The 11,861-nt window shown below is 62.7% G+C and carries 12 protein-coding genes, 1 other RNA gene and 1 pseudogene; 10 read left to right on the top strand and 4 right to left on the bottom strand.

Annotated features, from left to right (window positions below; translation table 11 throughout):
* The first annotated feature begins 92 nt into the window (after positions 1 to 92).
* Entirely contained in the window at positions 93 to 602 is a 510-nt protein-coding gene (locus J8I87_RS28130; RefSeq protein ID WP_209935368.1) for a hypothetical protein, read from the top strand.
* A 31-nt stretch (positions 603 to 633) separates the two neighbouring features.
* Here J8I87_RS28130 and J8I87_RS28125 read toward each other — a convergent pair whose 3' ends face one another.
* Positions 634 to 1,539, bottom strand: coding sequence for a class II glutamine amidotransferase (locus tag J8I87_RS28125; RefSeq protein ID WP_209935367.1), 906 nt, complete (start codon positions 1,537 to 1,539; stop codon positions 634 to 636).
* 204 nt (positions 1,540 to 1,743) lie between these two features.
* Between J8I87_RS28125 and pyrC the strand changes: the two genes are divergently transcribed.
* The 3 genes and pseudogenes from pyrC to rnpB all read left to right on the top strand — a co-directional run bounded on the left by pyrC (position 1,744) and on the right by rnpB (position 4,119).
* The gene (gene pyrC, locus J8I87_RS28120) at positions 1,744 to 2,808 is read left to right on the top strand and encodes a dihydroorotase (RefSeq protein WP_209935366.1); all 1,065 of its coding nucleotides are present in this window, start codon (positions 1,744 to 1,746) and stop codon (positions 2,806 to 2,808) included.
* A gap of 15 nt (positions 2,809 to 2,823) precedes the next feature.
* Positions 2,824 to 3,651, top strand: a pseudogene (locus J8I87_RS28115) (DUF3025 domain-containing protein); the annotation flags it as partial.
* A 54-nt stretch (positions 3,652 to 3,705) separates the two neighbouring features.
* Positions 3,706 to 4,119: RNase P RNA component class A (rnpB, locus tag J8I87_RS28110), an RNA gene on the top strand.
* A gap of 88 nt (positions 4,120 to 4,207) precedes the next feature.
* On the opposite strand, the gene J8I87_RS28105 is transcribed toward rnpB, so the two are convergent.
* Complete coding sequence (locus tag J8I87_RS28105; protein ID WP_209935365.1) at positions 4,208 to 4,630, bottom strand: OsmC family protein; 423 nt, start codon at positions 4,628 to 4,630, stop codon at positions 4,208 to 4,210.
* A 600-nt stretch (positions 4,631 to 5,230) separates the two neighbouring features.
* Between J8I87_RS28105 and rplM the strand changes: the two genes are divergently transcribed.
* From rplM to erpA, 3 genes are all read left to right on the top strand, one after another.
* Positions 5,231 to 5,659: a 50S ribosomal protein L13 gene (gene rplM / locus J8I87_RS28100; RefSeq protein WP_028371847.1), complete on the top strand. Its 429-nt coding sequence runs from the start codon at positions 5,231 to 5,233 to the stop codon at positions 5,657 to 5,659.
* An 11-nt stretch (positions 5,660 to 5,670) separates the two neighbouring features.
* Positions 5,671 to 6,063, top strand: coding sequence for a 30S ribosomal protein S9 (gene rpsI, locus J8I87_RS28095; RefSeq protein WP_209935364.1), 393 nt, complete (start codon positions 5,671 to 5,673; stop codon positions 6,061 to 6,063).
* Positions 6,064 to 6,334: 271 nt separating this feature from the next.
* On the top strand, positions 6,335 to 6,700 hold the full coding sequence (gene erpA, locus J8I87_RS28090; protein ID WP_209935363.1) for an iron-sulfur cluster insertion protein ErpA: 366 nt from the start codon (positions 6,335 to 6,337) through the stop codon (positions 6,698 to 6,700).
* Positions 6,701 to 6,821: 121 nt separating this feature from the next.
* Here erpA and J8I87_RS28085 read toward each other — a convergent pair whose 3' ends face one another.
* Complete coding sequence (locus J8I87_RS28085) at positions 6,822 to 7,952, bottom strand: anhydro-N-acetylmuramic acid kinase (RefSeq protein ID WP_209935361.1); 1,131 nt, start codon at positions 7,950 to 7,952, stop codon at positions 6,822 to 6,824.
* A gap of 235 nt (positions 7,953 to 8,187) precedes the next feature.
* Here J8I87_RS28085 and tyrS point away from each other — a divergent pair, with 235 nt between their 5' ends.
* Genes tyrS through J8I87_RS28070 form a run of 3 tightly spaced genes read left to right on the top strand, consistent with a single transcriptional unit; the run spans position 8,188 to position 10,642 of the window.
* The gene (gene tyrS, locus J8I87_RS28080) at positions 8,188 to 9,435 is read left to right on the top strand and encodes a tyrosine--tRNA ligase (protein WP_209935360.1); all 1,248 of its coding nucleotides are present in this window, start codon (positions 8,188 to 8,190) and stop codon (positions 9,433 to 9,435) included.
* Positions 9,436 to 9,478: 43 nt separating this feature from the next.
* The gene (dtd, locus tag J8I87_RS28075; protein ID WP_209935359.1) at positions 9,479 to 9,937 is read left to right on the top strand and encodes a D-aminoacyl-tRNA deacylase; all 459 of its coding nucleotides are present in this window, start codon (positions 9,479 to 9,481) and stop codon (positions 9,935 to 9,937) included.
* Between the two features lie 33 nt (positions 9,938 to 9,970).
* Positions 9,971 to 10,642 carry a histidine phosphatase family protein gene (locus tag J8I87_RS28070; protein ID WP_209935358.1) on the top strand — a complete coding sequence of 224 codons (672 nt, stop codon included), beginning with the start codon at positions 9,971 to 9,973 and terminating at the stop codon, positions 10,640 to 10,642.
* Positions 10,643 to 10,776: 134 nt separating this feature from the next.
* Here the strand turns inward: J8I87_RS28070 and ruvB are convergent, their stop codons facing one another.
* Positions 10,777 to 11,841 carry a Holliday junction branch migration DNA helicase RuvB gene (ruvB, locus tag J8I87_RS28065; protein WP_209935356.1) on the bottom strand — a complete coding sequence of 355 codons (1,065 nt, stop codon included), beginning with the start codon at positions 11,839 to 11,841 and terminating at the stop codon, positions 10,777 to 10,779.
* Positions 11,842 to 11,861 lie beyond the last annotated feature (20 nt).

Genomic DNA, 11,861 nt, shown 5'->3' with positions numbered 1-11,861 from the left:
CCTGTCGCAGGCATAAGCTTGGTGGTCGAGATTGGGCGATGGCGAGCGATGTGCGTCGCCGTCGCTCAGTGACGACCAACAAGAGATCATCGATGAAAGTATTCTTGCTGAGTGACCTTGTCGTTCACGAATTAATTTCAATGCATTTAGAAGGAAGATGGCTGACTTCGGAGCAGTTCACCGAGTCAGCGCGGCTTTGGGTTTCTCGTCATGCGTCTGAAGAGAAGTTGTCCGAACGGTTTGTCGGAGAATTGCAGCGGGAAGCGATTCGGATTGCAGAGCGACTGACGATAGAAGGCAAAGCCGGGCTTGGAGGGTCGCCGTTGAAGTGCCTTCTCCGGAATATTTGCGACGTCAACTACGCAAACCCGTTGAGCGCGCGTGTATTGGCTGCGAGTCTGAAGGCCTGCCGGGAGACGCTGTGCGATCGCGGGCAAGGCAACGGTGAGAAGGGCGCCGCGAACGGACGTCACGTGTCGGGCGAATTGGGCTGTCATGCCGCGTTGCGTCTGCTTGTCTGCGAAGCAAACGCGTGCCGCGAGGCCGGTCAGTGCGACGGGCAAATCACTGCCGGGGCTTGCGCAAAGGCACGTGGGCAATGACGGCGGCTGGCGCGGAGCCGGCCGTCAGTCATCAGGACTCGTACGCGGCGGCGTCGTCGGATTCAAGATCGACGACGGAAGCGGCGGGCAGCATGCTCGCCGAAGCGCTCGCGTCGCACGCCGGATTGCGCGCCTTTTCGAGCACAGCCGGCGGCACGGGCACGTTCGCGCGGGCGATCACTTCGCCATGCTGGAGCATCAGCAGGTCGCCGGGCTCGAAGGCGGTCCACACTTCGTTGTCGGTGAGCGGTTGCGTGGCAATGACGGCGACGCGATCCTCGGGTGTCGTGTATTTGGCGAAGTCGATAGAAACGTCCGCGTCGACCAGATGCGCGGTCGAAAACGGCCAGCTGCGCACGAGGTAGTGCAGATGCGTCGAGCAGTGCGCGAACAGCGCCTGCCCGTTCGACATCAGGAAATTGAACACGCCGAACTGGGTGATTTCGCGCGTCAGCGATTCGAGCGCGGCGAACAGTTCGCCCAGCGGCGGCTGCGAGCCCGGAAACGCCTTGCGCAGGCCCTGCAGCAGAGCGCAGAACGCCAGCTCGCTATCGGTGCTGCCGACGGGCTGATACACGCCCGACAGCACCGGGCTGTAGCTCTGCAGATCGCCGTTGTGCGCGAAGATCCAGTGCCGTCCCCACAGCTCCCGCATGAACGGGTGACAGTTCTCGAGCACGATATGCCCTTGCGTCGCCTTGCGGATGTGCGCGATCGTGTTTTTCGACTTGATCGGGTAGCGCTTGACCATCTCCGCGATCGGCGAGGTGGCCGACGACTGATGGTCGATGAACAGGCGACACGCTTTGTCTTCGAAGAAGGCGATGCCCCAGCCGTCGGCGTGGTGGTCGGTGACGCCGCCGCGCGCCGCAAAGCCGGTGAACGAGAACGTGACGTCCGTCGGTGCGGCGCAGTTCATTCCGAGTAATTGGCACATGATGCGGAAGACAAGCCTTTCGAACGGGGTATGAGCCCCCGTGGGCCGACCCGTTACAATGATGATTTTCCAAGCATATCACCGAGCCAGAAGCGGCAAAAAGCAAAATTGACGGGTGTTTTGGCTGCATTTTGTGCACAGACCTCGTTATTTGTGCCGTCAGTTGCGCATTTGCCGCGTCCGCGAAGCTCGTGACTCCTCGCCATGACCGCATCCACTGCTGCTTCCGTCGATACCCTCACGCTCGCCCGTCCCGATGACTGGCACCTGCACGTCCGCGACGGCGCGATGCTTGCCGCCGTCCTGCCGCACACCGCGCGCCAGTTCGGCCGCGCGATCATCATGCCGAACCTGAAGCCGCCCGTCACGACGACGGAGATGGCGCGCGCGTACCGCGAGCGCATCGTTGCGGCGATTCCGTCCGGCGTGAAGTTCGAGCCTCTGATGACGCTCTATCTGACCGACAATACGCCGCCCGAGGAAGTCCGCCGCGCCCGCGAAAGCGGCTTCGTGCATGGCGTGAAGCTGTATCCGGCGGGCGCGACGACGAATTCGGACGCGGGCGTCACCGACATCCGCAAATGTGCAAAAACGCTGGAGATGATGCAGGAAACGGGCATGCCGCTACTCGTGCATGGCGAGGTGACCGATTCGTCGATCGACCTGTTCGACCGTGAGAAAGTGTTCATCGACCGCGTGATGACGCCGCTGCGCCGCAATTTCCCGGCGCTGAAAGTGGTGTTCGAGCACATCACGACCAAGGATGCCGCCGATTACGTCCGCGATGCGGGTGTGTCGCCTGAACTGCTCGGCGCGACGATCACCGCGCATCACCTGCTGTACAACCGCAACGCGATCTTCCAGGGCGGGATTCGTCCGCATTACTACTGCCTGCCCGTGCTCAAGCGCGAAACGCATCGCGTGGCGCTCGTCGAGGCTGCGACGTCGGGCAATCCGCGCTTTTTCCTCGGCACGGACAGCGCGCCGCATCCGAAGGGCCTGAAGGAGCACGCGTGCGGCTGTGCGGGGTGCTATACGGCGTTGCATGCCCTCGAACTGTACGCAGAAGCATTCGACAAGGCGGGCGCGCTCGACAAACTCGAGGGCTTCGCGAGTTTCCACGGCGCGGATTTCTACCGTCTGCCGCGCAGCGCCGAGAAGGTGACGCTGCGCCGCGAAGAGTGGACGCTGCCGGCCGAAGTCGAAGCAGGCGATACGCCCGTCGTGCCACTGCGCGGCGGCGAGGCGATCGGCTGGCGGCTGGTCTGAGGACTAGCGTTCGGGATGTCGCGTGAAGTTGTTTCAGCCGGCGGCGAGATGAAGCGCGCTGCGCCGGGTTTCGCTGATATCGACTGGTCGAGGCCGTGGTTCGCGCAGGTCGCGGCGCGCGGCACGCGCTGGCAACAGGCCGCGCTGCGCAGCGCGGCCGACCAGTTGCACGAGATGAATGCCGACGCTGCGTCAACAGGACAAACGACGGGCCGGGGGCAGCGACTCGCGTTCATCCCGCAAGATGCGTTGCCGAACGGCATCGCCTACGAAGCCCACATCGCCGCGACGGGTCGTGTGCCGACGCGCCACAATCTGCACGATTTCTTCAATGCGCTGATGTGGTTTCAGTTTCCGCGCATCAAGGCGGCGCTGAGCGCGCGCGGGTCGGCCGTGGTTGACGCGCAGGGTGTCGGCCCGACTCGCGGCGGCACGCGCGACGCGCTAACGCTGTTCGACGAGAACGCCGTGTTGTTTGCATGCGCGGACCCGGCGTTGAGCGCCGCGCTGCGCTCGTTCGACTGGAAAAGTCTGTTCATCGATCATCGCGACGCGTGGGGTGAGCGTTGCGAGGTGCGCTGCTCCGGGCACGCACTGCTGGAAAAGCTCGTCACGCCGTATAAGGCATGCACCGCGCATGCGTGGATCGTGATTGTGCCGCCTGGGTATTTTTCGTGGACGCGCGCCGCGCGCGATTCGTTTCTGGACGAAACGGTGGCTCGCGCTCTGCTCGACGGCATCGAATTCAGCGGCCGGATGTTCGCGCCGCTCCCCGTGCTTGGCATCCCGGGCTGGTGGGGCGAGAACAGCGCGCCGTCGTTCTACGACGACGCGTCCGTGTTTCGCAGCGGCCGGCGGCGGTCCCGCGCGATGCCAGATGGTAAAATCGCCGCCAGCAAAGCAGGTCAGGCAGTCGCGGCCTCGACGGTTTCGGCCGGCGAGGGCGAGGAAAGTCCGGACTCCACAGGGCAGGGTGATGGCTAACGGCCATCCGTGGCGACACGCGGAACAGGGCAACAGAAAGCAAACCGCCGATGGCCCGGCGCAAGCCGGGATCAGGCAAGGGTGAAACGGTGCGGTAAGAGCGCACCGCGGCTGCGGCGACGCAGACCGGCACGGTAACCTCCACCCGGAGCAATTCCAAGTAGGCAGGCGCGCATCTTCGCGATGCAGGACGGGGCCCCCGTCTCGTCTGCGGGTAGGAAGCTTGAGCGCGTCAGCAATGGCGCGCCTAGAGGAATGACTGCCACGCGTGGCGCGCTTCAGGGCGCGTCGCGTGCACAGAATCCGGCTTATCGGCCTGCTTTGCCCATTCAAGTGAAAAATGCCGGCGTCCTTGGGGACGCCGGCATTTTTTTCGGCTTTCGCGCCGTTGAGCGCGCTCGCGCGAGAGCGAGGCTCAGGCCGCGACGATATCGAACGAATGCGTGAGTTCGGCAGTCTTGGCGATCATGATTGACGCCGAGCAGTATTTGTCGTGCGACAGATTGATCGCCCGTTCCACCGTCGACGGATTCAGGTTCTTGCCCGTCACCGTGAAGTGGAAATGGACCTTGGTGAAGACCTTCGGATCTTCGCTGGCGCGCTCGGCTTTCAGCGTCACCGAGCAGCCCGTGATTTCCTGACGGCTCTTCTTCAGGATCATCACGACGTCGTACGCCGTGCAGCCGCCTGTGCCGAGCAGCACCATTTCCATCGGACGCGGCGCCAGATTGCGGCCGCCACCTTCCGGTGCGCCATCCATCGCGACGAGATGGCCGCTGCCCGTTTCGGCGGCGAACGCCATGCCCTCCTGACCCATCCAGCTGACTTTGCATTCCATGCGTGTACTCCGCTCGCAAGCTTATATTCGGGAAACGCATTGTAGCCCGACGGGTGCTGGCTCGCCCGAGGCGACACTTGCCGCAGGTTATGTAGGTTCAGGGCCGTTTGCTGCAGTGCCGCATGCTTCCAATATCCGGGATAGACCGACGATTTTTAGGGTGTTGCTTCGACGTCACTTGTGGCAGCTTCAGATGAAACTACTACAAGTCATTGTTTTTAAAAAATATGTAACGTGGATCAGGCGGGCCGGGCTGATTTCAAATTATGAAATCGTATTTCGCATTGCAAATGTTCTTGCGTTGCACAAGCGTCGACCTTATAATCTGCTCATTGGTTGTCGCAGTTCGGCAGCCTCCGCATGTCTCCTCCACCCTCCTCCTAAGGTGGATTAAGCCCGAACCGCTAGTTCGGGCTTTTTTTCGTCCGTCCGCCCCAGTTGCTCCGCATTTTTTGACTCCTCGAAGCAAAATCCTTTATAATCATCAGCTTTTCCGCATTCGTGCCCGCGGAGGAAGAACAGGGAGAGCCTGCACGCGCCTCGATGCGCACTTACAAGCAGGAAAAAACACAGGGCGCAGCACTATTTTTTGGATCGATCATGAAGACGTTTTCCGCAAAAGCCCATGAGGTGACGCGTGAATGGTTTGTGATTGACGCGACGGATAAGGTTCTCGGCCGTGTCGCCAGCGAAGTGGCACACCGTCTTCGCGGCAAGCACAAGCCTGAGTTCACTCCGCACGTCGACACCGGTGATTTCATCATTGTTATCAACGCCGGCAAGCTGAAGGTCACGGGCAACAAGACCACGGACAAGAAGTACTATCGCCACTCGGGCTACCCGGGCGGTATCTATGAAACGACGTTCGGCAAGATGCAGGAACGCTTTCCGGGCCGCGCGCTTGAGAAGGCGGTCAAGGGCATGCTGCCGAAGGGCCCGCTCGGCTACGCGATGATCAAGAAGCTGAAGGTCTACGCAGACGCAACGCATCCGCACTCGGCACAACAGCCGAAGGCGCTCGAGATCTAAGGGGAGCCCACATGATCGGTAACTGGAATTACGGTACGGGCCGCCGCAAGAGCGCAGTTGCTCGTGTCTTCATCAAGGCAGGCAAGGGCGATATCGTCGTCAACGGCAAGCCCATCGCCGACTACTTCTCGCGCGAAACCTCGCTGATGATCGTGCGTCAGCCGCTGGAACTGACGAACCACGCTGCAACGTTCGACATCAAGGTCAACGTGTCGGGCGGCGGTGAAACGGGTCAAGCCGGCGCGGTTCGCCACGGCATCACCCGCGCGCTGATGGACTACGACGCGACGCTCAAGTCGGCACTGTCGAACGCAGGCTTCGTCACGCGTGACGCACGTGAAGTCGAGCGTAAGAAGGTCGGCTTCCACAAGGCACGCCGCCGCAAGCAGTTCTCGAAGCGTTAATCGCTTCGTGCCGGCTCTGTTTCCAAACGGGGCCTGCTGCAAAAAGGCCGCCAACGCTTACGCGAAGGCGGCTTTTTTACGTTTTCGTGCTGCATTTCGCATTTCGCGCGGTATGGGACATTGCTGACAGATGTGCGCGGACATGGGTAACACTTTGCGCGCTGGGATCCGATCAGCTATTTCGCATAAGAACCTATTGATTTCATGGGCTTCAGCACGATATCGGGAAGAGCAATACAATAGCGCGTAGAAGCTATTTTGGAGAGTTCACATGGACGCAGTGACCGACACCCCCGTGACCGAGATGCCGGCCCCGTTCGTCTTTACTGACGCAGCGGCAGAAAAGGTCAAGCAACTGATCGACGAAGAAGGCAATCCGGACCTCAAACTGCGCGTGTTCGTGCAGGGCGGCGGCTGCTCGGGCTTCCAGTACGGTTTTACGTTCGACGAAGCGATCAACGAGGACGATACCGTGATGAACAAGAGCGGTGTCCAGTTGCTGATCGACTCGATGAGCTACCAGTACCTGGTCGGCGCCGAGATTGATTACAAGGACGATATCAACGGCGCGCAGTTCGTCATCAAGAACCCGAACGCGACGACTACCTGCGGTTGCGGTTCGTCGTTTTCCGTGTAATCGACGGCGTACTTCGCCTAAGTTGCACGAAAACGGAGCTTCGGCTCCGTTTTTATTTGTGGCGTGTGCACGGGCCACTGCAGACGCGCCCGTGTCTTATGCCACACGGGCGCGGCGCGAATCACCGCGGATAAATCGCTCCGAGCACGCGCTCCCCAGCGGCGCCCGTCACCGAGGCGAGATTTCCCGGCTCGCGCGCGACACAGCGCATCGCCAGCCATGCGAACGCCAGCGGCTCCACCTGATGCGGCGGCACGCCCAGCGCTTCTGTCGTCAGCACGGGCACGCCGCTGCAACCGCTGTCCGCCAATGCGTTCTGCAGCGCCTTCATCACCTCTGGATTGCGCGCGCCGCCGCCGCACACGTAGACCGCCTTGCAATCGGGCGCATGACGCTCGATCTCCCGCGCGACCGTCAAAGCCGTCAGCGCGACCAGCGTCGCCCCTACGTCGGCGGGGCTCACGTCGGCGAATCCTTGCAGCTTTGCGTCGAGCCAGTCCGGATTGAACAGGTCGCGGCCCGTGCTTTTGGGCGGCTGCGCCTCGAAATACGGCTCTTCGAGGAACGTATTCAGCAACGGCCGGTACACCTGTCCCGTCGCCGCGAACTGGCCGTTTTCGTCGAACGGCTTGCCCAGATGGCGATGCGCCCATTCGTCGAGCAGCGCGTTCGCAGGACCGCAGTCGAAGCCCCGCACCGCGCCGTTGGCCGACAAGATCGTGATATTGCTGATCCCGCCCAGATTGCAGACAACCCGCGTCTCGTTCTTCGCGCCGAAAACAGTCGCATGGAAGGCCGGCACGAGCGGCGCGCCCTGGCCGCCCGCCGCCACGTCACGGCTGCGGAAATCGGCGATTACGTCGATATGCATCATTTCCGCGAGCAGCGCCGGATTGTTGATCTGCCGCGTGTAGCCCTTCTCGGGCCGGTGGCGCACGGTTTGACCGTGTACGCCGATCGCCCGGACCTCGGTGGCGGAAAGGTTCCCGGCGCGCAGCAATTCGTGGCAACACACCGTATAGCGCGCGGCCAGCGCGTTCGCGGCCATCGCCTCGCGCTCGATCTCGTTATCGCCGGGTTGCTGCAGGGCGAACAGCGCGTCGCGCAGGCCTTCCGAAAAGCCCACGAACGCCTGCGACCGCACGACGGGCGCCTTACCCTTCGCAAATTCGACTGCGATGCCGTCCACGCCGTCCATGCTCGTGCCCGACATCAACCCGAAATACACGCCGTCTGCCGCGTCTTTGGCCACGCTGTGCTCCTCTCATCGTCGTCTATCGCGCCTCATGAACCCATCAGGCGCACCGTTGACGACGATTGTCGCTCATCGGCGCGACGCGAAACAACCGGGGAGGCCGCGGACAATCGCGCGACATTGCGCCGACGACCCGCATCGCGCCGCAAATCAGGCGCGTTTCGCGTGAGATCGGAGTGCAACGACTCGCAACTATGGGACAATGCCCGTTTTTGCGACCTCACGTTCCAACATGAGTACCGAGTCCACCGCCAAGCCCAATTCCACCTACCCGATCACCGACGAAGTCCGCCACGCGCTCGAAGTCACCAAGCGCGGTGTCGACGAACTGCTGATCGAAGAGGAGTTCGCGCAAAAGCTCGCAAAGAGCGCGGCCACGGGCACGCCGCTGCGCGTCAAACTCGGTCTCGATCCGACGGCGCCCGACATCCATATCGGCCATACCGTCGTGCTGAACAAGATGCGCCAGTTGCAGGATCTCGGTCATACGGTAATTTTTCTGATCGGCGATTTCACGTCGCTGATCGGCGATCCGTCCGGCCGCAACGCGACGCGCCCGCCGCTGACGCGCGAGCAGATCGAAACGAACGCCAAGACGTACTTCGAGCAGGCCGCGCTCGTGCTCGACCGCGCGAAGACGGAAATCCGCTACAACAGCGAATGGTCGATGCCGCTCGGCGCCGACGGCATGATCAAGCTCGCGTCGCGCTACACCGTCGCCCGCATCCTCGAGCGCGAGGACTTTACGAAGCGTTTCCAGAGCGGCGTACCGATCTCGATCCACGAATTCCTGTATCCGCTGATGCAGGGTTACGACTCCGTCGCGCTGAACGCCGATCTCGAACTCGGCGGCACGGACCAGAAGTTCAACCTGCTGGTCGGCCGCGAATTGCAGAAGCAGTATGGCCAGGAACAGCAGTGCATCCTGACGATGCCGCTGCTCGAAGGACTCGACGGCGTCGAAAAGATGTCGAAGTCGAAGGGCAACTACGTCGGCATCAGCGAGAAGCCGAATGACATGTTCGGCAAGCTGATGAGTATCTCCGACGTGCTGATGTGGCGCTACTTCGAACTGCTGTCGTTCCGTCCGATGGCGGAGATCGAAGGCTACAAGCGTGAAATCGAAGGCGGGCGCAATCCGCGCGATTTCAAAGTGATGCTCGCGCAGGAAATCGTCGCGCGCTTCCACTCGCAGGCGGACGCCGAGCGTGCGCTGGACGACTTCAACCACCGCGCGAAGGGCGGCGTGCCGGACGATATCCCGTCGGTGTCGCTCGCGGGCGCGCCGCTGGCGATCGGCCAACTGCTGAAGCAGGCGGGCCTCGTGCCGTCGACGAGCGAAGCGCTGCGCAACATCGAGCAGGGCGGCGTGAAGATCGACGGTGCGACCGTGTCCGACAAGGGGCTGAAGGTCGAAGCGGGCGAGTTCGTCGTGCAGGTCGGCAAGCGCCGCTTTGCACGCGTGACGTTGACGGCATGATGCTCCGCGACGCTTCACATTGGCCGCAACGGCGACGCGCCGCATGATTGCGCTGATTCAACGCGTAAAGCGCGCCGAGGTGCGCGTCGGCGACCGTGTGACAGGCGCAATCGACGCGGGCCTGCTCGCGCTGGTCTGCGCCGAGCGCGGCGACACCGACGCCGTCGCCGACAAGCTGCTCGCCAAGGTGCTCGGTTATCGCGTGTTCAGCGACGCTGCGGGCAAGATGAACCTGTCCGTGCAGAACATCGATGGCGCGGGCCGCGCGGGCGGCCTGCTGCTCGTGTCGCAGTTCACGCTGGCCGCCGACACGAACAGCGGCCTGCGCCCGAGCTTCACGCCCGCTGCGCCGCCCGACGAGGGCAAGCGCCTGTTCGAGTACTTCGTCGCGTCCGCACGCGCGAAGCATCCCGTAGTCGAAACGGGAGAATTCGCCGCGGACATGCAGGTTTCGCTCGTCAACGACGGACCTGTCACGTTCTGGCTGCAAACGCGCGCTTAACCGTCGCGTTCATCGATAACCGACGCCGATTTCATGGCCACACAAGTTCTCTTCATCCGCCACGGCGAGACCGACTGGAACCGCATCAAGCGGATTCAAGGGCATATCGACATTCCGCTTGCGACGAGCGGCATCGAGCAGGCACAGCGTCTCGCCGGGCGTTTCGCGCGCGAGGCACAGGACGGCGCGCGTCTCGATGCGATTTATTCGAGCGATCTGTTGCGCGCGCAGCAGACGGCGCAGCCTTTTGCCGAGGTGCTGGGTCTGCCGTTGCAACTGAAGGAAGGGTTGCGCGAGCGCAATTACGGCGCATTTCAGGGGCACGACAGCGATGAGATTGCGCTGCGCTTTCCCGATGAATATGCGCAGTGGCAGACGCGCGATCCCGGCTTTTCGCCTCCCGAGGGAGAATCGCAGCGCGTGTTCTATCATCGCGTGCTGCATGCGATCAAGCCGATCGTCGCCGCCCATCAAAACGGGCGGATCGCGTGCGTCGCACATGGCGGCGTGCTGGATTGCGTGTATCGCTTCGCGAACGGTTTGCCGCTCGATGCGCCGCGCAACTACGCGCTACTGAACACGAGTATGAATGTGGTCGATTTCGAAGACGGGCACGCGACGGTCATATCTTGGGCCGATGTCGCACATCTCGACGGCCGCAGCGCCGATGACAGCTTCAAGAAGACGCCCGAAGCGCGGCGTTGACGGTCGGCAAACGCAGCGGGCGGCGCGGCCAGGAATCGACGCAGGTGCTGCGTTGCTCACCTAAGAGCCCACCAGCATCCCGGCTCCAAATTTCAAAGAGCCGGGGTCCGACGTATGCGTCGCGCTCGCACGAATCAGCTCGGCTCAGCATCCCACAATCCGCGCACGGGGTTCGTCGAATCTGGCGCGGCGAGGCCGAAGTGCCGATACGTCAAAAGCGTCGCGACGCGTCCACGCGGCGTGCGCTGCAAAAAGCCTTGCTGGATCAGATACGGTTCGAGCACGTCTTCGATCGTGTCGCGCTCTTCGCCGATCGCGGCTGCCAGGTTGTCGACGCCGACGGGCCCGCCGTCGAACTTGTGCAGGATCGCTTCGAGCAGCTTGCGGTCCATCAGATCGAAGCCGACGGGATCGACGTCGAGCATTTTTAGCGCGGCGTCCGCGACCTTCGCGGTGATATTGCCGTCCGCCTTCACCTCGGCGTAGTCGCGCACGCGGCGCAGCAGCCGGTTCGCGATACGCGGCGTGCCGCGCGAGCGCTTTGCGATTTCCAGTGCGCCGTCGGGATGAATCTGTGCGCCGAGCAGCGATGCCGAGCGGCTCACGATGCGCGCCAGTTCCTCGGCGTTATAGAACTCCAGCCGCGCGACGATCCCGAAGCGGTCGCGCAACGGATTGGTCAGCATGCCCGCGCGCGTGGTCGCGCCGACCAGCGTGAACGGCTGCAGATCGAGCTTTACGCTGCGTGCGGCGGGGCCTTCGCCGATCATGATGTCGATCTGATAATCCTCGAGGGCCGGGTACAGGATTTCCTCGACGACAGGCGACAGCCGGTGAATTTCGTCGATGAATAGGACATCGTTGGCTTCGAGATTGGTCAGGAGCGCGGCGAGATCGCCCGCGCGTTCCAGCACGGGCCCCGATGTCTGCCGCAGGTTGACGCCCATTTCGCGCGCGATGATGTGCGCGAGCGTCGTCTTGCCGAGCCCCGGCGGCCCGAACAGCAGCACGTGATCCAGCGATTCCGAGCGGCGTTTGGCCGCCTCGATGAAAATTTCCAGCTGGCCGCGCACTTTTTCCTGGCCGACGTATTCGTCGAGGTGACGCGGGCGCAACGCGCGCTCGAACGCTTCCTCGTTCGGCGAAACGGGCGTGGCGGCGATGATGCGTTCGGCGGCGAGTTTGTCGTGTTCGATCATGCGGGCATTGTACCGCGCGC

The sequence above is a fragment of the Paraburkholderia sp. LEh10 genome (genome assembly GCF_017814945.1).
Lineage (GTDB): Bacteria > Pseudomonadota > Gammaproteobacteria > Burkholderiales > Burkholderiaceae > Paraburkholderia.
The sequence above is the reverse complement of the archived record's forward strand: the minus strand, read 5'-3'. Positions and strand labels throughout refer to the sequence as shown.